At 66.2% G+C, this 20,557-nt stretch carries 23 protein-coding genes; 6 read left to right on the top strand and 17 right to left on the bottom strand.

Features of this window, described 5'->3' with window-relative positions; all coding sequences use genetic code 11:
- Nucleotides 1-72 precede the first annotated feature (72 nt).
- The 16 genes from AC1VNX_RS08910 to flgB form a co-directional block, all read right to left on the bottom strand.
- Complete coding sequence (locus AC1VNX_RS08910) at nt 73-1,689, bottom strand: methyl-accepting chemotaxis protein (RefSeq protein ID WP_483156369.1); 1,617 nt, start codon at nt 1,687-1,689, stop codon at nt 73-75.
- Nucleotides 1,690-1,706: 17 nt separating this feature from the next.
- Nucleotides 1,707-1,859, bottom strand: coding sequence for a hypothetical protein (locus AC1VNX_RS08905; RefSeq protein ID WP_483156368.1), 153 nt, complete (start codon nt 1,857-1,859; stop codon nt 1,707-1,709).
- Between the two features lie 108 nt (nt 1,860-1,967).
- Nucleotides 1,968-3,665 (bottom strand): methyl-accepting chemotaxis protein, encoded by a 1,698-nt coding sequence (locus tag AC1VNX_RS08900; protein ID WP_483156367.1) that lies wholly within the window; start codon nt 3,663-3,665, stop codon nt 1,968-1,970.
- Nucleotides 3,666-3,767: 102 nt separating this feature from the next.
- Nucleotides 3,768-5,486: a methyl-accepting chemotaxis protein gene (locus tag AC1VNX_RS08895; protein ID WP_483156366.1), complete on the bottom strand. Its 1,719-nt coding sequence runs from the start codon at nt 5,484-5,486 to the stop codon at nt 3,768-3,770.
- Nucleotides 5,483-5,782 (bottom strand): hypothetical protein, encoded by a 300-nt coding sequence (locus tag AC1VNX_RS08890; protein ID WP_483156365.1) that lies wholly within the window; start codon nt 5,780-5,782, stop codon nt 5,483-5,485. Before AC1VNX_RS08890 ends, AC1VNX_RS08895 begins: the two co-directional genes overlap by 4 nt.
- Nucleotides 5,783-5,788: 6 nt before the next feature.
- Nucleotides 5,789-7,354 (bottom strand): methyl-accepting chemotaxis protein, encoded by a 1,566-nt coding sequence (locus tag AC1VNX_RS08885; protein WP_483156364.1) that lies wholly within the window; start codon nt 7,352-7,354, stop codon nt 5,789-5,791.
- A 58-nt stretch (nt 7,355-7,412) separates the two neighbouring features.
- Nucleotides 7,413-7,931 carry a chemotaxis protein CheW gene (locus tag AC1VNX_RS08880; protein WP_483156363.1) on the bottom strand — a complete coding sequence of 173 codons (519 nt, stop codon included), beginning with the start codon at nt 7,929-7,931 and terminating at the stop codon, nt 7,413-7,415.
- Nucleotides 7,932-7,965: 34 nt separating this feature from the next.
- On the bottom strand, nt 7,966-8,940 hold the full coding sequence (flgJ, locus tag AC1VNX_RS08875; protein WP_483156362.1) for a flagellar assembly peptidoglycan hydrolase FlgJ: 975 nt from the start codon (nt 8,938-8,940) through the stop codon (nt 7,966-7,968).
- A gap of 13 nt (nt 8,941-8,953) precedes the next feature.
- Nucleotides 8,954-10,021, bottom strand: coding sequence for a flagellar basal body P-ring protein FlgI (locus AC1VNX_RS08870; RefSeq protein ID WP_483156361.1), 1,068 nt, complete (start codon nt 10,019-10,021; stop codon nt 8,954-8,956).
- 143 nt (nt 10,022-10,164) lie between these two features.
- On the bottom strand, nt 10,165-10,833 hold the full coding sequence (locus AC1VNX_RS08865; RefSeq protein WP_483161911.1) for a flagellar basal body L-ring protein FlgH: 669 nt from the start codon (nt 10,831-10,833) through the stop codon (nt 10,165-10,167).
- A 71-nt stretch (nt 10,834-10,904) separates the two neighbouring features.
- Nucleotides 10,905-11,687: a flagellar basal-body rod protein FlgG gene (gene flgG / locus AC1VNX_RS08860; protein WP_301504373.1), complete on the bottom strand. Its 783-nt coding sequence runs from the start codon at nt 11,685-11,687 to the stop codon at nt 10,905-10,907.
- Nucleotides 11,688-11,729: 42 nt separating this feature from the next.
- Nucleotides 11,730-12,476: a flagellar basal-body rod protein FlgF gene (flgF, locus tag AC1VNX_RS08855; RefSeq protein WP_483156360.1), complete on the bottom strand. Its 747-nt coding sequence runs from the start codon at nt 12,474-12,476 to the stop codon at nt 11,730-11,732.
- Between the two features lie 46 nt (nt 12,477-12,522).
- Nucleotides 12,523-13,740, bottom strand: a complete 1,218-nt coding sequence (gene flgE, locus AC1VNX_RS08850; RefSeq protein ID WP_483156359.1) for a flagellar hook protein FlgE — start codon at nt 13,738-13,740, stop codon at nt 12,523-12,525.
- A gap of 70 nt (nt 13,741-13,810) precedes the next feature.
- A complete protein-coding gene (locus AC1VNX_RS08845; protein ID WP_483156358.1) occupies nt 13,811-14,497 on the bottom strand; it encodes a flagellar hook assembly protein FlgD in 687 nt (228 codons plus the stop codon).
- Between the two features lie 49 nt (nt 14,498-14,546).
- Nucleotides 14,547-14,969: a flagellar basal body rod protein FlgC gene (flgC, locus tag AC1VNX_RS08840; protein WP_483156357.1), complete on the bottom strand. Its 423-nt coding sequence runs from the start codon at nt 14,967-14,969 to the stop codon at nt 14,547-14,549.
- A gap of 27 nt (nt 14,970-14,996) precedes the next feature.
- The gene (flgB, locus tag AC1VNX_RS08835) at nt 14,997-15,404 is read right to left on the bottom strand and encodes a flagellar basal body rod protein FlgB (protein WP_483156356.1); all 408 of its coding nucleotides are present in this window, start codon (nt 15,402-15,404) and stop codon (nt 14,997-14,999) included.
- A 220-nt stretch (nt 15,405-15,624) separates the two neighbouring features.
- Here flgB and flgA point away from each other — a divergent pair, with 220 nt between their 5' ends.
- The 6 genes from flgA (at nt 15,625) to AC1VNX_RS08805 (ending at nt 19,492) form a co-directional block, all read left to right on the top strand.
- Nucleotides 15,625-16,347, top strand: a complete 723-nt coding sequence (gene flgA / locus AC1VNX_RS08830; protein ID WP_483156355.1) for a flagellar basal body P-ring formation chaperone FlgA — start codon at nt 15,625-15,627, stop codon at nt 16,345-16,347.
- Nucleotides 16,348-16,433: 86 nt separating this feature from the next.
- Nucleotides 16,434-16,769 carry a flagellar biosynthesis anti-sigma factor FlgM gene (flgM, locus tag AC1VNX_RS08825; protein ID WP_483156354.1) on the top strand — a complete coding sequence of 112 codons (336 nt, stop codon included), beginning with the start codon at nt 16,434-16,436 and terminating at the stop codon, nt 16,767-16,769.
- Nucleotides 16,766-17,233 (top strand): flagella synthesis protein FlgN, encoded by a 468-nt coding sequence (locus tag AC1VNX_RS08820; protein WP_483156353.1) that lies wholly within the window; start codon nt 16,766-16,768, stop codon nt 17,231-17,233. The genes flgM and AC1VNX_RS08820 overlap by 4 nt, the downstream gene beginning before the upstream one ends.
- Before the next feature lie 4 nt (nt 17,234-17,237).
- Nucleotides 17,238-17,657: a YadA-like family protein gene (locus tag AC1VNX_RS08815; RefSeq protein WP_483156352.1), complete on the top strand. Its 420-nt coding sequence runs from the start codon at nt 17,238-17,240 to the stop codon at nt 17,655-17,657.
- A gap of 44 nt (nt 17,658-17,701) precedes the next feature.
- The gene (locus AC1VNX_RS08810) at nt 17,702-18,667 is read left to right on the top strand and encodes a winged helix-turn-helix transcriptional regulator (RefSeq protein ID WP_483156351.1); all 966 of its coding nucleotides are present in this window, start codon (nt 17,702-17,704) and stop codon (nt 18,665-18,667) included.
- A gap of 30 nt (nt 18,668-18,697) precedes the next feature.
- A complete protein-coding gene (locus tag AC1VNX_RS08805; RefSeq protein ID WP_483156350.1) occupies nt 18,698-19,492 on the top strand; it encodes a 4'-phosphopantetheinyl transferase family protein in 795 nt (264 codons plus the stop codon).
- Nucleotides 19,493-19,509: 17 nt separating this feature from the next.
- Here the strand turns inward: AC1VNX_RS08805 and AC1VNX_RS08800 are convergent, their stop codons facing one another.
- The gene (locus AC1VNX_RS08800) at nt 19,510-20,319 is read right to left on the bottom strand and encodes a DUF7822 domain-containing protein (RefSeq protein WP_483156349.1); all 810 of its coding nucleotides are present in this window, start codon (nt 20,317-20,319) and stop codon (nt 19,510-19,512) included.
- Nucleotides 20,320-20,557 lie beyond the last annotated feature (238 nt).

Below are 20,557 nucleotides of genomic sequence, written 5' to 3'. Positions count from 1 at the left end.
GCAGGGGATCTCTTGCCTTGTTCAGCATCTTTTCTTCTCCGGTTTGAATGGGGTTGGCGTTTCTGCGTGGGTTCAGGCGGCTTCGGCGACGGCCTCGGCGGTTTCGGCCCGGAACACCCGCACGGCTTTCACCAGGCCGTCGGCCTGTTCCTGCAGCGATTGCGCTGCTGCGGATGCTTCTTCGACCAACGCCGCGTTCTGCTGCGTGACCTGGTCCATCTGCGTGATCGCCTGGTTGATCTGCTCGATGCCCGAGGTCTGTTCCTGGCTCGCCGCCGTGATCTCGCCCATGATGTCCGTCACGCGCTTGACGCTGCCCACGATCTCTTCCATCGTGCGGCCGGCCTCTTCCACCTGCTTGCTGCCTTCTTCGACCTTCTCTACCGAGTCGCCGATCAGGGTCTTGATTTCCTTGGCTGCTGCAGCGGAGCGTTGAGCGAGGCTGCGGACTTCAGAGGCGACAACAGCAAAGCCACGGCCTTGTTCACCGGCACGAGCCGCTTCAACGGCAGCGTTGAGTGCCAGGATGTTGGTCTGGAAGGCGATGCCATCGATCACGCCGATGATGTCCACGATCTTCTTGGACGACGCATTGATCGAGCCCATCGTGTCGACCACCTGAGACACAACGCTACCGCCCTTCACGGCCACTTCCGAGGCAGAGACAGCCAGCTGATTGGCCTGCCGAGCGTTGTCCGCGTTCTGCTTGACCGTCGAGGTCAACTCCTCCATCGAAGCAGCCGTCTGCTCGAGCGAACTAGCTTGCTGCTCCGTGCGCGAAGACAGATCCTGATTACCTGAAGCGATCTGGCTCGAAGCCGACATCACACCCGTCACGTTGGCGCCCACGTCCGCCACGATGGCGAACAGGTTCGCGCTCATCTGGTTCAGCGCACGCAGCAGTCCGGTGATCTCGTCACCGCGCCGCACATCGAAGCGCACGAGATCGCCGCCCGCGATGGCACGCGCGACGTGCACCGCCTCGTCCAGCGGGCGGAACACCGTGCGCACCAGGAACTGCCCCAGGCCCAGCCACGCCAGCGTGAAGCCCGCACCGCCGATGGCCATGGCACCCGGCAGCCAGCTCTGTGCACCAGCGGAAGCGACCAGCCGCGATGCTTCCATCCAGCCGAAGACGCCGAGGCCCAGCGACAGCAGCGCACCCATGCCGGTCGCGCCGAAGACGCGCTGGCGCACGGGGATGCGGCGCAGCCGGGCCAGCGGGTCGGTCCAGCCGCGCGAGACCACCTCGCCCTGCAGCAGTTCGATGTCCTTCGCGCGGCCTTCGCGGATGCGGGCGTACAGCGCCTCGGCCTCGGCCACTTCGGCACGGCCCGGCTTGCTGCGCACGGACATGTAGCCCTGCGTGCGGCCGTCGCGGCGGATGGGCGTGACGTTGGCCAGCACCCAGTAGAAGTCGCCGTTCTTGCGGCGGTTCTTGATGAGCCCGGTCCAGGGCAGGCCTTGACCCAGCGTCTGCCACAGGTCGGCAAACGCCTCGGGCGGCAGGTCGGGGTGGCGCACGATGTTGTGCGCCTTGCCCATGAGTTCGGCCGCGGTGAAGCCGCTGGCCTCGATGAAGGCCGGATTGACGTAGGTGATGCGACCCTTCAGGTCGGTGCGGGACACCAGGGCGGCGTCCGGCGACAGTTCGTATTCGGTGCCGGTGACGGGAAGATTGACGCGCATGGTCCGTTCGTCCTCGCTCAGGCCAGGGCCGGGCGCTGCTGCGCGACCAGATTCGTCTGCACGATCGCCTGATCGCCTCGCTCGAAACCCATGGCCAGGGCCATCGGCAGCAGCGCCGCCGCGAAACCCGGGCCTGGCCGAGTGCCGTTTGTCAGATCCTGCAAGCTCATACTCTTTCTTCCTTCTCTAGCGTGAGACCGCGCAGCCGCATTCGTTGGATGCGCCAGCACCGTCGTCCTGTTATCGGCACATGTGCGCCAGAGTTGAGCCCTTTGTCATCAGAAAGTGGTCCATTCGTTACCGTCGGCGCCGGTCATGGCCAACTGGCGCATGGGATCGGCCCGCTTCTCGCCGCGCGAGGAAAGCGCCTTGGCCGGCTTCGCGATGGGAGTGATGGGGCTGAAGCTGGGGCGCTGCATGGCACCTGTACCGGGATCCAGCTTGAAGATGCCCACAGTCTGTACGAGGCTGCCGGCCTGCTCCTGCAGCGATTGCGCTGCTGCCGAAGCCTCCTCGACCAGCGCCGCGTTCTGCTGCGTGACCTGATCCATCTGCGTGATCGCCTGGTTGATCTGCTCGATGCCCGAGTTCTGCTCCCGGCTCGCTGCGGTGATCTCGCCCATGATGTCCGTCACGCGCCTCACGCTGTCGACGATCTCGTCCATCGTGCGGCCGGCCTCTTCCACCTGCTTGCTGCCCTCCTCGACCTTCTCTACGGAGTCGCCGATCAGGGTCTTGATCTCCTTGGCTGCTGCGGCAGAGCGTTGGGCCAGGCTGCGGACTTCCGAAGCGACGACCGCGAAGCCACGGCCTTGCTCACCTGCGCGGGCTGCTTCGACCGCAGCATTGAGCGCCAGGATGTTGGTCTGGAACGCGATGCCGTCGATCACGCCGATGATGTCGACCACCTTCCTGGACGACGCATTGATGGACTCCATGGTGTCCACCACTTGCGACACCACCATGCCGCCCTTCATGGCGACTTCGGAAGCGGAAACCGCGAGCTGGTTGGCCTGCCGGGCGTTGTCCGCGTTCTGCTTGACCGTCGAGGTCAGCTCTTCCATCGAAGCAGCCGTCTGCTCCAGCGAGCTCGCCTGCTCTTCCGTACGCGAAGAAAGATCCTGGTTGCCCGAAGCGATCTGGCTCGATGCCGTAGCGATCGTGTCCGTGCCGATGCGGACTTCGCCGACCACCTTGGCAAGGCTCAGGTTCATGTCCTTGAGTGCCTGCATCAGCAGGCCGGCCTCGTCGCGGCTCTCCACGCGGATTTCCACACGCAGGTCGCCGGAGGCCACGGTCTCGGCCACGACGAGCGCACGCCGCAGCGGCTGCACGATGCCCGCGCTCAGGCGCCAGGCGAACAGCGCACCCAGCACGACGGCTGCGGCGGCCAGCGACAGCAGCGTGATTCGGCCTGAAACATAGTCTTCGGCGATATCGCGGGCAGCCGCGTCGATCTCGTCGTGCTGGTGCTGGTCCAGCCTGTCGACTGCGCTGCCATAGGCGGCCAGCGCCTCCGAGAAAGTGGTATCGACCATCTTCTGCGCTTCCTCGAGCCGTCCCCGGTCCTTGAGCATGGTCAGGTTCGTCACAGTCTCGCGCACCCTGGTTCGCGCGACCATGACCCTGTCGTAGAGCGCTTTCTCCTCCGGCGTGCTCAGCTTCGACTGGAACTCTTTCTGAACCGAGGCGATACGCTCCATGCCGGTCGACTGAAGCTTGGCGAAATAGGCTTCGAGCGTGGCATCCGGCGCCTTGATCATGGCAATGGTGGCGATGGAGGTCGACCTGAGATTGCTCTGCCATTCGCCGGCCAGGCGCTCCTTTGCCAGCGCCTGCGTCATCATCTTCTCCGTGGCCTGGCTCACGTTGGCCAGCCTCCATAGCCCGACGCCGGCCATGCAGGCCACAAGCAACAGCATCGCCGCAAAGCCGAGCCCCAGCCGTGTGCTGATCCTCAGGTCCTTGAATTTCATACTTCCTCCTCCGATGACAGGGGACGGCACCCATGCTTGCGCGATGCGCAACACCGTCACACCGTTATCGGCCTCGGAATCTCGGACCTTCAATTTGTTAACCTAAAACTCGGTCCAGTCACCTTTGTCGTCGCCGGCCATGGCCAGTTGCGGTGCGGCCGACGGCTCCTTGCGCGTCGGCAGGGCCTTGGCCGGCCGCTTCGGTGCGGGCTTGGCCGGCTTCGGGATCGGGGTGATGGGCGTGAAGCCCGGGCGGATGCTGGCGACGGCATTCGCATCGAGCTTGAAGATGCTCACGGACCTGACGAGGCTGCCGGCCTGTTCCTGCAGGGATTGGGCTGCGGCCGAGGCCTCTTCCACCAGCGCGGCGTTCTGCTGCGTGACCTGATCCATCTGCGTGATCGCCTGGTTGATCTGCTCGATGCCCGAGGTCTGTTCCTGGCTGGCTGCGGTGATCTCGCCCATGATGTCCGTCACGCGCTTCACGCTTCCGACGATCTCTTCCATCGTGCGGCCGGCCTCTTCGACCTGCTTGCTGCCTTCTTCGACTTTCTCTACCGAGTCGCCGATCAGGGTCTTGATTTCCTTGGCTGCTGCTGCGGAACGCTGAGCGAGGCTGCGGACTTCCGAAGCAACCACTGCGAAGCCGCGACCCTGCTCGCCTGCACGAGCCGCTTCAACGGCGGCGTTGAGTGCCAGGATGTTGGTCTGGAAGGCGATGCCGTCGATCACGCCGATGATGTCCACGATCTTCTTGGACGAGGCATTGATGGAGCCCATCGTGTCGACTACCTGAGACACGACGCTGCCGCCCTTCACTGCCACTTCCGAGGCCGAAACAGCCAACTGATTGGCCTGCCGCGCGTTGTCCGCGTTCTGCTTGACCGTCGAAGTCAGCTCCTCCATCGAAGCAGCGGTCTGCTCCAGCGAACTCGCCTGCTCTTCGGTGCGAGACGAAAGATCCTGGTTGCCCGATGCGATCTGCGCGGATGCCGTCGCGATCGTGTCCGTGCCGGTGCGCACCTCGCTGACGATCTTCACGAGGCTCTCGTTCATTTCCTTGAGGGCATGCATCAGCCGGCCGGTCTCGTCCTTCGACGCCACCTCGATGCGCGAGCTGATGTCGCCCGCCGCGACCTTCTCTGCCACCTGCACGGCTTCGCCGATGGGCCGGGTGATCGAGCGCGTGATGAGCCATGCGATGCCGGCGCCGACAAGCACGGCGAAGCTGGCCAGTGCGAGCATCAGGTTGCGCGACCACGCATAGCCTTCGCCTGCCTCCTGATTGGCCTCCATGGAGCGACGCTCCTGATGCTCGGCCATCGCCTCGAGCTCCGCGAGCACGGCCCGCACGGCGGGCTGGAACTTGGAAATGAAGAGCGCTGTCGCCTCGTCGTTCCTGTTCTGCAGCGCGAACTCGCTGATCTGCGCGTTCAGCGGCACGAGCACGGCCACCTTCTCGTCGATGCGCGCGAGCAGCGCCTTGCCCTCCGGCGTGGCGAGCAGCTTGGCCAGCGCGCCGCGGCTTTCGGTGAAGCGTTCGCGCGCGGCGGCGATCTTCTTCGACTCCTCGCGCATGGCTGTATCGTCGGTCAGGAGAATCATGTTGCCGTCGAGGATGGCGATGTCGCGGATCGAGTCCAGCATCTTGTTCACCAGGACCACCTTGACGTTGTTGCCGCTAACGATGCCGTTGAGCCGCGACTGGATGTCGGTCATCGCGCTGAGGCCGAGCCCGGCGATGCCTGCCAGCAAGAGAAGGACAGCGGCAAAGCCCGCGCCGAGGCGGGTGCCGATCTTGAGATTGGGAAACAAAGTCATGGAGAAAGGTTCTTTTCGGAAATATTCGTGTTGACGTGCTCGAGCAGCCGGTCGAGCCGGTCCGACACCTTGGCCGCGTCATGCGTCGAACGGGTGACCGAACGCATGACGAGCCAGACGACGGCGATGGCGGTAAGCAGGGCCGTCAGGCCGAGCACGAACACTGTCTGTTGTGCCCACTCGTAGCCCGCACCGGCCTGGAAGCCGAGGCTCAGCGCGATGACCAGGAGGAGCAACAGGATGGCGAAGCGCGCGCCGATGCGCAGGGCTCGCCTGGGACTGATACGCGTACGCATGGGTCTTCAGGCCGGCAGGGCTTCCTCTTCGGCATCGAGCTTGAAGGTGCTGACGGCTTGCACGAGGCTGCTGGCTTGCTCCTGCAGCGATTGCGCTGCTGCCGAAGCCTCCTCGACCAGCGCCGCGTTCTGCTGCGTTACCTGGTCCATCTGCGTGATCGCCTGGTTGATCTGCTCGATGCCCGAGGTCTGCTCCTGGCTCGCCGCCGTGATCTCGCCCATGATGTCCGTCACGCGCTTCACGCTGCCCACGATCTCCTCCATCGTGCGGCCGGCCTCCTCGACCTGCTTGCTGCCTTCTTCGACCTTCTCTACCGAGTCGCCGATCAGGGTCTTGATTTCCTTGGCTGCTGCAGCGGAGCGTTGAGCGAGGCTGCGGACTTCAGAGGCGACGACCGCAAAGCCACGGCCTTGTTCACCAGCACGAGCAGCTTCAACGGCAGCGTTCAGTGCCAGGATGTTGGTCTGGAACGCGATGCCATCGATCACGCCGATGATGTCCACGATCTTCTTGGACGACGCATTGATCGAGCCCATCGTGTCGACCACCTGAGACACGACGCTACCGCCCTTGACCGCGACTTCGGACGCCGACACCGCCAGTTGGTTGGCTTGACGAGCATTGTCCACGTTCTGCTTGACCGTCGAAGTCAGCTCCTCCATCGAAGCAGCCGTCTGCTCGAGCGAACTAGCCTGCTGCTCCGTGCGCGAAGATAGGTCCTGGTTGCCCGCCGCAATCTGCCGCGAAGCGACCGCGATCGAATCCGTGGATGCCTTTATGCGCGTCACTAGGTCGGTCAGCGTGTCTTCCATCTCGCCCATGCCGCGCAGCAGGCGGCCGAAGTCACCACCGCGTTCGGTTTCGAATTCCTGGCTCAGGTCTCCGGAGGCCACGGTCTCGGCGATCAGCAGCGCTTCGCCGATGGGCTGCACGATGCTGCGCGTCAGCAGCCATGCGGCAGTCGCCCCGGCGGCCAGCGCGAGGCAGGCGAGCGCCGCGATCCAGGTGCGGCCCGAGCGGTATTGCGCGTCGATGGCGGCAGCGGTCCTGTCGATCTCCTGCTGCTGGAGATTCACCATGGCCCGGATGCTTGCGTCGTAGGCGTCGAGCGCGGGCATGAGCTGCGCGTCGGTCAGCTTCGTCGCCTCGTCCTTGCTGCCATCGGCCTTGAGCTTGAGGACCTGGTTGCGCAGCTCGATGTAGTCGCCGCGCTTCTTCTTGATGTCTGCGCTCAGCGCCAGTTCTTCGGGCGACGCCAGCACGGCCTCGAGCTTCTTCTGCGTTTCGGTGATGACGGCGCTGGTGGCCGAGATGTTCTTCTGCAGATACGCCTGCACGGCCGGGTCCTCGCTCTTGAGCAGCGAGAAGGTGCGCACGCTGTTGGTGTTGGTGGCCAGCTGCCATGCGGCCGCGAGCCGCTCCTTGGCCAGCGAATCACCGGCCATGGCCTGCGTGGCCTCCCCCACGGCCTGCAGCCGGAGCACGCCGATGCCCGCGATGAGCACCACCAGTGCCAGCAAACATGCAAAGACAGCGCCCATGCGCCGCCCGACCGTCCAGTTCTTCATCATGTCCGTGTCTCCTGTCGGAACCTCTGTCTCGTCGTTGTATGGGTTCAGGTCCGGGCGGTCAGGCGGCCATCTTCTCGACCAGGCCCATCTCCTCGCTGGACATGAGCCGGTCGATGTCCACCAGGATCAGCATCCGCTCTTCCAGCGTGCCAAGACCGATCAGGTAGTCCGCGTCCAGCACCGAGCCCATCTCGGGTGCGGGCTTGATCTGCTCCCCCGTCAGCGTGATCACGTCCGACACGCTGTCCACCACCATTCCCACCACGCGACCGCCGATGTTCAGCACGATCACCACCGTGAACTGGTCGTACGTCGGCTCGCCCAGCTTGAACTTGATGCGCATGTCGATGATCGGAACGATGATTCCGCGCAGGTTCACCACGCCCTTGATGTACTCCGGCGCGTTCGCGATCCGCGTCACCGCGTCGTACCCGCGCAGCTCCTGCACCTTCTGGATGTCTATGCCGTATTCCTCTTCTCCAAGCTTGAAGGTCACGACCTCCAGGGGCGCGCCCTGAAGCTGCGGTGCCTGTGCATGCCTGGTCGCTGCGGTTGCCGTTGCTGCGGTCTGTGCCATGGGAGTTCCTTGGTGCGGTGAGCGCTCTGGCGGCTCAACCGAATTTCTGCATGATGCGAACCAGCTTCTCGCCGTAGCGCGGGTCAGTCGCGTAGCCCGCGCGCTGCAGGCCGTGGGCCGCCTCGTTCGGGTCGTCGGTCGCCAGCACGTTCGCGTAGCGCGGGTTGCGGGTGATGAAGCGCGCGTAGTCGGTGAAGGCTTCCTCGTACGAGCCGTAGGCGCGGAACTTCGCGCGCACCTTCTGTGGTTCGCCGTTGACGTACTCGGTGGTGGTGGTTTCCACCGTCGCACCCTTCCAGCCGCGGTCGGCCTTGATGCCGAACAGGTTGAAGCTCTGCGTACCGTCGTCGGCGCGGATCTCGCGCTTGCCCCAGCCCGATTCGAGCGCGGCCTGCGCGAGGATCAGCGGCGCGGGCACGCCGCTGGCCGTGCTTGCGGCCTGCGCCGATGCGCCCATGCGGCCCACGAACTCGTCGACCTGGCCCTGCAGCGAACCGTTGTTCACGCCTGGTGCGCGCCGGTCGCTGTTGAACTGGTAGATACCGAGGTCGGCCGCGCGTGCGGCCGGCGGTGCCGAGCCCAGGGGGATGCCCGCACGGGCTCCGAGCGGAAACCCGGGCATGCGCGGCTCCAGCAGCATCGGCTTCACGCCGATCTCTGCGTCGGCCTCCGCATCGGGCGGTCCCGACGGCATGCTGCGCCGCAGCTGCGCGAGCATCGCCTCGGCCAGCCCCACACCGCGCCCCGAGAGGTTCTGCGTGAGCTGCTGGTCGAACATCGACAGGTACACCTTCTGATCCTGGCTGTCGAATAGGCCGCTCGACGGCGTCGCCTCGCGCATGCTCTTGAGCACCATGTTCATGAACAGCGCCTCGAACTGCCGCGAGACCTGCTGCAGCCCTTCTTCAGGCGAGCTGCGCACCGTGCGGCGCAGGGCATCGACGCCCTGCACGTCGAGTGCGAAGCGCTGGTCGAGCGCGCCACTCCGGTCATTGGCCGATACCGTCATCGCCCCGACCCCGTCAGATGATTTCGAGCTCGGCGCTCAGGGCGCCGGCCGACTTCATGGCCTGGAGAATGGACACCAGGTCCTGCGGGTTCGCGCCCAGGCTGTTGAGCCCCTTGACCACGTCCGACAGCGAAGCGCCGCCGCGCACCATCTGGATCGCGCCGCCGCCCTGGTTGACCGAGATCTGCGAAGTCTGCGCCGCCACCGTGCTGCCGCCCGAGAACGCCCCCGGCTGGCTGATGACCGGCTCGGTGTTGATGACCACCGACAGGTTGCCGTGCGCGATGGCGCAGTCCTTCACGCGCACGGCCTGGTTCATCACCACCGACCCGGTGCGCGCATTCACCACCACGCGGGCGCCGGCCTGCGTAGGCGTCACTTCAAGATCTTCCAGCCGCGCGAGAAAACCCACGCGCTGCTGCGGCTCGGGCGCACGCACGCGGATCGACCGCGCATCGATGGCCTCGGCCGTGCCCGAACCGAACTGCCGGTTGATCGCATCCACCGCACGCTGCGTGGTGCCGAAGTCCGAGCGGTTCAGCTCGATCGAGAAAGTACCCTCGGCACCCACGGGCGCTTCCACCGTGCGCTCCACCAGCGCGCCGGCGGGAATGCGCCCCGAGCTGAGCTGGTTGACCTGCACCTTGCTCCCGTTGGCCGAGGCCCCCGCGCCGCCGACCACCATGTTCCCCTGCGCCACCGCGTACGTCATGCCGTCCACGCCTTTCAGCGGCGTCATCAGCAGCGTGCCTCCGCGCAGGCTCTTCGCATTGCCCATCGAAGACACAGTCACGTCGATGTTCTGTCCAGGCCGCGCGAACGAAGGCAGCGTGGCAGTCACCATCACCGCCGCCACGTTCTTCAGCTGCATGTTCACGCCCTGCGGAATCGTGATGCCCAGCTGCTGCAGCATGTTGTTCAGGCTCTGCGTGGTGAACGGCGTCTGCATCGTCTGGTCGCCGGTGCCGTCCAGACCCACCATCAGCCCGTAGCCGATCAGCGGGTTGTCGCGAACGCCCTGGATGCTGGCGAGCTCCTTGAGCCGCTCCGCATGCACAGGAACAAAGAACAAAGCGCCCAACACAGCCACCGCCGCGAAGCGCCAGCGAGCCCGAAAATTCGTGGGATGCCGCGGAACCGGCTTTGCCGGGCCGCAGGCATCGCCCCCTGCAAGAGGGTAGGAGTAGCGACACGAAGTGCGCGAAGCCTGGGAGTAAGTCATTTTTAAAATGGCATGACGTTGAGGAAGATGCGCTGCATCCATCCCATGGTCTGCGCCTCGTCGATGTAGCCCTTGGCCGAGTACTCGATGCGCGCATCGGCCACCAGCGTCGAAGGCACGGTGTTGTTGCCCGAGACGGTGCGCGGGTTCACCACGCCCGAGAAGCGGATGTATTCCGTGCCCTGATTGATGCCCATCTGCTTCTCGCCGCTCACCAGCAGGTTGCCGTTGCTCATCACGTCCGTCACCGTGACCGTGATCACGCCGTTGAAGGTGTTGTTGGCGTTGGCTCCGCCCTTGGCGTCGAGCTTGTTGGTGCCCGAGAGATTCGTGCCCTGCCCGTCGAGCAGGCCGCCGATGAGCTTCGGAATGGCGGAGAACACGCCGGTCGTGCTGCCCGTGCGGCTGGCGTTGGCGCCGGAATTCTTGGTGGCGTTGACCTTCTCGCTGATGACGATGGTGAGGATGTCGCCGACGTTGCGCGGGCGGCGGTCTTCGAAGAGCGCATTCGCGCCGGGACCGTCCTGGAAGATCGCGCCGGGCGAGCGCCGCGTCTGCACCGCCGCGTAGTTGTCGGAGCGCGCAGTCATCGGCTGGTGCACCAGCGGCTCGCGCGGCACCTGCGCGCAGCCGGTGGCGAACACCGCGCCCACAACCACGAGCAGCGTCATCAGCCGGGCCTTCGCCTCGGCGGCGCCGCGGCAGAGACGGTCGAACACCTGCAGCATCGTCACCGTCACGTTCACAGCTGGGCCAGGCGCTGCAGCATCTGGTCCGAGGTCTGGACCGCCTTGCTGTTGATCTCGTACGAACGCTGGGTGGCGATCATGTTGACCAGCTCTTCCACCACGTTCACGTTCGAGGCTTCCACGTAACCCTGGCTCAGCGTGCCCGCACCGTCGATGCCGGGGTTCACCTGGTTGGGCGCGCCCGATGCGTCGGTCTCGGCGTACAGGTTCTCGCCCTTGCTCTGCAGGCCCGTGGGGTTGACGAAAGTGGCGAGCTGCAGCTGGCCGATCTGAACGGTGTTGGTACTGCCCGCCTGCACCACCGAGACGATGCCGTCGCGGCCCACGGTGATGCTGGTGGCATTGGCCGGCACGGTGATGGCCGGCTGCACCGGAAAGCCGCTGGCGGTGACGAGCTGGCCGTCGCGGTCGGTCTGGAACGAACCGTCGCGGGTGTACGAGGTGGTGCCGTCGGGCATCAGTACCTGGAAGAAGCCGCTGCCGTTGATGGCCACGTCGGTGGGCTTGTCGGTCTTGGTGAGGTTGCCCTGCGAGTGGATGCGCTCGGTGGCGACCACATGCACGCCGGTGCCGACCTGCAGGCCCGAGGGCAGGCGCGTCTGGTCCGACGACTGGCCGCCGACCTGGCGCAGGTTCTGGTAGACCAGATCTTCGAACACGGCGCGGCTGCGCTTGAAGCCGGTGGTGCCGACGTTGGCGAGGTTGTTGGAGACCACGTCGAGCTGCGTCTGCTGCGCGTCGAGGCCGGTCTTGGCGATGTAGAGGGAGCGGATCATTTTTCTGGAAGTCCTGCGGAAGAAATTGCGAAAGAGCGCGCGTCAGCCGTAGGCCAGCAGCTTGTTGGCGGACTGCGCGTTGGTGTCGGCCGTCTGCAGCGACTTCATCTGCATCTCGAAGCTGCGTGCGTTGGCGATCATGGCCACCATGGTCTCGACCGGATTGACGTTGCTGCCTTCGACCACGCCGCTGACCAGCGTGACGGCCTCGTCGGCCTCGGCCGGTGGCTGGCCCGCGCGCATGCGGAACAGGCCGTCGTCGCCGCGCTCGAGGTCGGTGACCGCCGGGTTGACCAGCTTCAGGCGGCCGACTTCGGCAATGCCGGTGAGCGTGGTGGAGGCCGCGTCGCGCGCGCCCACCAGGCCGTTGGAAGCGATGCTCACCGTGGAGCCCGGCGGCACGGTCAGCGCGCCGTTGTCGCCCATCACCGGGCGCCCGCCCATGGTGGTGAGCTGGCCGTCGGCGCCGATCTGCAGGTTGCCCACGCGGGTGTAGGCCTCGCCGCCGTCGGGCGTCTGCACCACCAGCCAGCCCTGGCCGCTCACGGCCACGTCGAGCGCGCGGCCGGTTTCGGTGAGCGGGCCGTGGGTGAAGTCGGCACCGGGCGTGGTGGCGGCCACGAAGGCGCGCGTGGGCGCTTCCTGGCCGACCACGGGTACCGCGCGGAAGTTGGCGATCTGCGCGCGAAAGCCCGGCGTCGAGACGTTCGCCATGTTGTTGGCGACGGCGGCCTGCTGTTCCATGACCTGCTTGGCGCCGCTCATGGCGACGTACAACATGCGATCCACTGGGTGCTCCTGATGTCGGTCTTCGGGCTTTGTCGTTGTCTTCGCGTCAGCGGATGTTCATCAGCGTCTGCATGACCTGGTCCTGCGTCTTCACGGTCTGCGCGTTGGCCTGGTAGTTGCGCTGCGCGACGATGAGGTTGACCAGTTCGGAGGTGAGGTCGACGTTTGACGCCTCCAGCGCGCCCGACTGCAGCGAGCCCAGCTTGGTGCCCTCTCCCGGCGTGCCGGTGAGCGGGTTGCCCGAGGCCTGCGTCTCGGCCCACACGTTGTTGCCCTTGGGCTCCAGGCCGTTGGGGTTGGCGAAGGAGGACAGCACGACCTGGCCCAGCAGCTTGGTCTGTTCGTTGGAGAACTTGCCGGTGATGGTGCCGTCGGCGTTGATCGAGAACGAGGTGAGTTCGCCCGAGCGGTAGCCGTCCTGCGCGAGCTTGCTCATCGCGTTGGCGGCGCCGAACTGGGTGGTGCCCGAGATGTCGATCGTGGGCGTGAGTGCGGCGGCACCGTTGGTCAGGTTGAGCGTGCCGAGGCTCAGTTGGCCGCTGGCCGGGGCGGTCATCTTGCCGGCTGCGTCGAAGGTCAGCGTGCCGAGCGCACCGGCACCGATGGCGGCGCCATCGATCGTGCCGTACATGTTCCAGGTGTTGGCGGGGGTGGCGCTCTTGACGAAGTACACCGACACGTCGTGCGGGTTGCCCAGCGAGTCGTAGATGGGGCCGACGGCGTTCGAGTAGTTGAAGGTGTCGGAGTCGGCGGAGTTGAACGGCGTCTTGGTGGGCGCGGTCTTGCGCGCGTCGAGGTTGAACTCGGCGTCGATGCTGGTCGTTGCCTTGGGCGTCATCGGCGTGGTCGGGATCTGGATGGCCGCCGGCGTGCCGCCGCTGACGCCGCCGTTGGCGTTCACGCCGAAGCCGGTGAGGCGCAGGCCCGAGGCGTTGACGATGTAGCCGTCCTTGTCGCGCGTGAACTGGCCGTTGCGCGAGTACATGACTTCACCGGTGGCGCTGGTCAGGCGGAAGAAGCCGTCGCCGTTGAGGATGGCCACGTCCAGCGGGCGGCTGCTCGCCTGGGTCACGCCCTGCGAGAAGTTCTGCGTCACGCCCGAGACCGAGGCGCCCAGGCCGACGCGCGAGCCGGCGTACACGTCCTGGAAGGTCGCGGCGGCCGACTTGAAGCCGACGGTGCCCGAGTTGGCGATGTTGTTGCCGATGACGTCGAGATTGGCCGCGGCCACGCCGAGTCCACTGATGCCCTGGGAAAAAGCCATGATGGTTCCTTGTCTGCCGCTGGCTGCGGCACGTTTGCGTTGAATGCGGTGGGGAAAGGAAAGAAGAAGCTCAGAGGAACAGGCGCACGTCGGACAGGCCGATGCTGGCGCCCGACGACAGCTCCAGCGTCACGCCGCTGGCACCCTGCTTGACGGCGGCGACCTGCGAGAAGGTGAGCGCGGTCGACTTCACGGAGGTGCCCCCGTTGGCCGCCTCGACGGTGAAGCGGTAGGCGCCCGCGGGCACGACGGCGCCCACGTCGTCCTTGCCGTCCCAGGTGACGGCGTTGACGCCTTCGTTCATGGAGCCCGCGTCGATGGTGCGCACCACCTTGCCACTGGCATCGAGGATCTTGATCTGCACGTCGGAGGCGGTGCCCGGCAGCTGCACGGCGAAGGCCTGCATGGCCGGGTCCTTGCCCTCTTCCGGCGCCCTGGTGGTGAGAACGTCGCCGGGAGACAGCACGTTCTGCCCGATCAGCGAAGTGGCCTGCAGCAGTTGGTTGGAGCCGGTCTGGTTCACCAGGCCCGAGAGCGTGCTGTTGAGCTTCTCGATGCCGCTCACGGTGCTCATCTGCGCGAGCTGCGAGGTGAGCTCGGCGTTCTGCATCGGGTTGAGCGGGTCCTGGTTGTTCAGCTGCGTGACCAGCAGCTTCAGGAAGCGCTGCTCGCTGTCCACGTTCGAGGTGCTGCTGTTGCTGCTTGTCGCCGAGGCGGCGTTCTGTCCGGTGATGGACGAGGTGTCGGAAATGGCCATGGCGCGTTCGTGCCTGTTCTTTCGTGTGCGTCTTGCGGGACTTGGGGAGTTACTGGCCGATGCTCAGCGTCTTGACCATCAGCGTCTTGGCGGTGTTGAGCACCTCGACGTTGGCCTGGTAGCTGCGCGAGGCGGAAATCATGTTGGTCATCTCTTCGACCACGTTGACGTTGGGCATCGCCACGTAGCCTTCGGCGTTGGCGTGCGGGCTCTTGGGGTCGAACACGAGCTTCGGCGGAGACGGGTCTTCCACCACGCCGGCCACCTTGACGCCGCCGATGTCCCCGGCGCCGTACGCCGACGGCGCGACCTGGAACACCACCTGCTTCGCGCGGTAGGGCATGCCGTCTGGGCCGGCCACGCTCTCTGCGTTGGCCATGTTGCTCGCGGTCACGTTCATGCGCTGCGATTGCGCGGTCATGGCCGAGCCGGCCACGTTGAAGATGTTCATGGAGGTGCTGTTGAAGGGCATGGAACGGACTCCTGCTTCTTGTGCCTGTTACTGCTGCACCGCCGAGAGCAGCGACTTGATCTTCGCGTTGATGACCGTGAGGTTCGACTCGTAGCGCAGCGCGTTGTCGGCGAAGGCGATGCGCTCGACGTCCATCTCGACGGTGTTGCCGTCGAGGCTGGACTGGTTTGGCACGCGGTAGAGCAGGTCCTTGTCGGGCATGGACTGCGCCTGCCCGGCGAGATGGCGCGACGAGGTGGTGGCCAGCGACATCGACTGCGATGCGCGGCCACGCTCCACGGCGTCGCTCAGGCGCGCACTGAAATCGAAGTCGCGCGCCTTGTAGTTGGGCGTGTCCGCATGGGCGATGTTGGCCGCGAGAACCTCCTGGCGTTCCGCGCGGAGGTTGAGGGCTTCGCGGTTGAAGCGAAGCGCCGCATCCAGCTTGTCGAGCATGTTTGTTCCATCCGTTGAGGCGTCGCCAATGCGCGGGGCGCAGCGACAGATGGAAAGCGAGTCTATGCATGAGCCGCTTTTGCAATCGCCCGAACAAAGGGGGTTTTCGCCTGCTGCTCGCAACTTCGATCGACGTGCGGATTTCTAGAATTTCCGTGCGGCGGCATGCGTTGCTCCTGTGTGACGCATCGCCATCGAAGCCACTATCCACACGTATCCGATGACCCTTCCAAAGCTTGCCGAGCTTCGCGATCACGCACTGCGCACCGTGCTGCCGGCACTGGCGCTGGCGGGCTGCTGCGCGGCCGCCGCAGCCGATGCGACCGCCACGGCCGATACCGCCGGCGCGGTCATCGAGAAATACCTGCAGACGCAGTCGGCCGGCCTGCCGGGCAAGGTGACGATCAGCCTCGAGGGCCGAGGCGCCTCCGCCCTGCCCGCCTGCGACGCGCCCGAAGCCTTCCTGCCGCCGGGCGCGAGGCCCTGGGGCCGGGTGTCGGTGGGCGTTCGCTGCCAGACGGAGCGGCCATGGACGCGCTTCGTGCAGGCGCATGTGGCGGTGGAAGGCAGCTATTTCGTGGCCGCGCGCGCGATCGACGCGGGCCGGCCGCTGGGCGCGGGCGACGTCGCCGAGCGCACCGGCGACCTGACGCGCCTGCCGCGCTCGGTCATCACCAGCGCGGCCGAGCTGGCCGGCGTCGTGACGGTCAACCGCGTGGCGCCCGGCGCACCGCTGCGCAAGGAGCTGGTGCGCGGCGTCACCGTCATCCAGCAGGGGCAGGCGGTGAAGGTGGTGGCGCAGGGCCAGGGCTTCGTCGTCAGCACCGAGGCCAAGGCCATGACCGGGGCGACCGTGGGCGCCGTGGTGCAGGCCAGAACCCGCGACGGGCGGCTGGTCAGCGGCGTGGCGGACGAAGAGGGGCAGATACAGCTGGCGCAATGACGCGGCGCACAAAAACTGTCACGAACGCCATTCCTAAAGTTCTTGCGCAGGCTGCCGATATACGGGTCAGCCCCTGAGGAATCACCTTGAAAATCGATCAACCCGCCCCTTCGGCCACGCCCCTTCATCGAACGACGCCCGCCACGGCAGGGACGGCCGCTGCGACAGGCGCAGCCAAGGCGGCGGCCCCGGCTGCCTCGGCGCACGTTCACACGCTGCCCAGCGCCGCGGGCACCGCCAGCGATTTCGACGCGGCCCGCGTGGCGGCGATCCGCGAGGACATCCGCGCCGGGCGCTACCAGATCCGGCCCGAACGCATCGCCGACGGCCTGCTGGCCAGCGTGCGCGACCTGCTCACGCCCGGCGCGCCCGATGCCCCGGCCGGCAATGGCCAGAACGTACCGAAGGGCGACGGCGAATGAGGAAGCAACTGCCCGACCTGTTGGCCCATCTGCGCACGGAGGCGGCCTGCATCGAGGAATTCCTGTCGGTGCTCGACCGCGAGGCCGAGGCGATGTCGGGCGGCACTTTCACCGACCTGGCGGCCATCGCCGGAGAAAAGACCGTGCTGCTGGACCGCATGGCCGAGCTCGACGCGCAGCGCGAGGCGCTGCAGGCTGCACTGGGCTTCGGGCCCGGTCGCGAAGGCGCCGATGCTGCCGCCGCTGCCGCAGGCCCGCAGGCGCGGCAGGCCTGGGAGGCGCTGCTGGAGCTCGCCGGGCAGGCTCGCGGCCACAACCTGCGCAACGGCTCGATGGTCTACGCGCATCTCGATTTCACCCAGCAGGCGCTGCACTTCCTGCAGGCCAGCGCGCAGCTGTTCTACGGACCGGACGGCGCGCGCAAGACGCAGGCGGGCTCGGGCAACCGTCTCGCGGTGGGCTGAGCGCGTGCGAGGCGGGCTGCTGATCGTGCTGTGGCTGTGCGCCGCCGGGCACGGCATGGCGGGCGCTGCCGAGGCCGTGCTGATCTCCAACCTGGCGCCGGGCATGCTGCCGGGCGACGCGGTCAACCTCGGCCAACTGAACCAGACGGGCGCCGCACTGCGCGACGTGGAGCGCATCTCGTATTCGGGCACGGCGATGGCCGTGGCGATGACGGCGGCGTATGTGCCGGCCCTTCAGCCCGGCGAGAAGACCGTGGGCCTGGCCTTCGGCAACTACAGGGGCTACACGGCGGCGAGCCTGGGTTTCAAGACTCTTTCGGACGACGAGCAGATGGCCTGGGGCATGGCCATCGCCAACGCGGGGCGGGACTGGGGGTTCAACGCCGGCATCGGCTGGAAGCTGCCGCGCGGCGCAGACCGCTGAGGCCGGCCGGCCTCGCCCACCACCAACACATGGAAGCTTTCGACATGCACAACGATGCTCACGACGACGCGCGACAGGTGGCCATGGTGGGTTGCGACGAGGCACAGACGCGCGCCTGGGGCCAGAAGCTGCGCCTGATGGGCTGCACGCCGGTTTCCTTCGACAGCAGCGCCGACTTCCTGCATGCGGCCACGCACGGCACCAATCACTTCGACCTGCTCCTGGTGGTGCTGAAGGACGAAGGCGCGTGGCCGGTGCTGACCTCGATGTGCCAGGCGCTGCGGGTGCCGATCTTCCTGGTTGCCAATGCGCTGCAGCGCGAACTGCTGGCCGAGGTGCTGTCGGCGGCGGAGCCCGAGTCGCAAGGCCCCGGCATCGATTTCGCGGTGCTGCCGATCGACGATTTCGAAGTGGAACTGCGCGTGCGCGAAGCACTGCGGCGCAACGAGACGCTGCTGCATCCACAGGCGATGAATGCGCTGTTCGGCGACTACCGCTTCGTCGGCAATCGCAAGGTGGTGGTGCGCAAGGGAGAGGAAATCCGCCTGAAGCCGCGCGAGTTCGAGCTGGCGCTGCTGCTGTTTCGCAATGCCGGACAGCTGCTGGAGCGCGAATGGCTGCTGGGTTCCCTGTGGCAGGACTCTCGCGTCGAACGCAAGAGCCGGGTGCTCGACTGCTGCGTGGCGAACATCCGCCGCAAGCTGTCGCTGCACAAGAAGAACGAGTTCGTGCTGCACTCGGTCTACGGCCGGGGTTACGAGCTCCGGCACGCAGCCGCCCAGCCGGTGGCAGGGACGGTGGACGACTCGGGCTTTCCGGATACGTCGAACGAGCCAAGCTGGCTGGGGAAGCCGCCCGCGCGTAGCCGCGCGAACGCAAGAAAGAAAGGCGTGACGATCGCCGGCCTCGAGGAACCGCCCGCATCAAGCGGCGCGGGTGCCGGGGCAACCTCTACCAACGCCAGCAGACCGTCGGCTCCAGTATCGTCCGGCTGGCTTAAGCCGGGCTGAAGACCGCCGGGGCAGGCCAGAATCCTGCGCATGCAATTGCAGATCGACCCGCACCAGGTCCACCTCTGGCACCTGTACGTTCCCGGACAGGACGACCCCACCGGCGACGAGGCCATCATGGCCCTGCTGACGCCCGAGGAACGCGAAAAGCACGGGCGCTTTCACTTCGCCCGGGACCGGCGCCGCTATCTCATGACGCGGGGGCTGATCCGCTCGCTGCTCTCGCGCTACGTCCCCCAGGTCGCGCCCGCGGACTGGCGCTTCGAGAACAACGAGTACGGGCGCCCGCGGATCGCCAACGCGCTGCCGCAGGCGCAACGCATCCGCTTCAACATTTCGCACAGCGCATCGCTCGTGGTGGCGGCGCTGGCGGTGGAGCGCGAAGTGGGCGTGGACGTCGAGCACACGGCAAGGAATGCGCCTCTGGAGATCGCGGAAAATTTCTTCTCGGCGAAGGAGGCGCAGGCGCTGCAGCAGCTTCCCGCCGGGCTACAGCCATCGCGCTTCTGGGATCTTTGGACGCTCAAGGAAAGCTATATCAAGGCGCGCGGCATGGGCCTGTCTATTCCGCTGGACCGGTTTTCCTTCGACCTGGACGGCGGCGACGGCGCGGCCATCGGCTTCGAGCACGGCCTCGAGGGCAACAGCGCCGAGCGCTGGCGGTTCTGGCGACTGCGGCCGGACGATGCGCATGCCGTCGCGCTCTGCCTGGAACGAACGCACGACGGGCGCGAGGCGCAGATCCTGTGCCTGAAGGCGACGCCGCTGCTTGCGTCGACAGAGGAATTCCAGGGCACGGTGACGCGCCGATCGGCGGGCGTCTGAAGCCTGCCCGCCGCCTGCTATTGCTGGCTCAGGTTCGCCTCGAATTCGGCGCGGTTCCACAAGCCGAAATACAGCACGTCCGTCCATTGAAGGCCGAGCGGATGCTTCGTGGCGCCGTTGCGGGTGCTGTCGCAATCGTCGTCGAGGCGAAGCCCGAAGAAGGCGTCGAGCGGCGCCGGGCATTTCTGCGCGATGGCCTTTTGCAGTTGCCGCCCTGCTTCGGCGATATTCGCCGGCAGCGCGTCGATGGCGGCGCCGACGTGGACGCAGCGCGCGATCTCCTGCTCGACGCAGGCACGCAGCGCCTCTTCCGTTTCTTCGGACATGGTGTCGAGCTCGACCGTCTCCAGGAGCAGATAGCGGTCGCGATGGGCTTCGAGGAAGACGAGCGTTTCGTCGAGCCAGGCCGGAAGTTGCTCCGGAGCCTTTGGCGCAGCCGCCGGCGCGACGGCGTCCTTTCGGGGCGAGGCCAGCGCCACGAGGCGCCCGAGAAAGGACGCAGGCTTCGCCACTGCGTCGGATTGCGGCCCGGGCGCTGGCGCCGCCAATGCAAGCGGCCGCACGATGTCGACGAAACGCTTCACGCGCTCGAAACCGGGGTCGAAGGAACTGCTGATCGCATGGAGCCGGGTCTTGCTGTCAGGCTCGTCGGTGTCGAAGCCGTCCGAGACCAGCGAGGCGCACAGCCGAGGGTCGCCCGACATGAGAACCCGGAACATGAAAGGCACGTCATACGGCCACTCGGACAGGCCCGAAATGGTTTCCGGGCGGTCGGCGTAGGAAGAAGGCCGGTTGCCGAGGCTGTAGAGATAGGAACGGTTGGCCACCCGAAACTCCCGATTTCTTGCGCGCCCTGTCGGGCACGTCGCCGCATTCTAGGCAGGAGGCCGCTTTCCGCGGTACCCAGGATTGGCATTTTGACCCGGGTTAAAAGATTTGCCGCCAGGACGAAATTAATTCTTAAGAATTAATATTTAAGAACTCCTTACCCAACATTACAGAATAACGAGTGAATTGTTCCCAAATGAAACCACGGCGCTCGCTACCGTGCCACACTGTGGAGCA

The sequence above is a fragment of the Variovorax sp. TLI9-5A genome, assembly GCF_056867935.1.
Note: the sequence above shows the minus strand (reverse complement) of the source record. Positions and strands in the feature narration are given on the sequence as shown.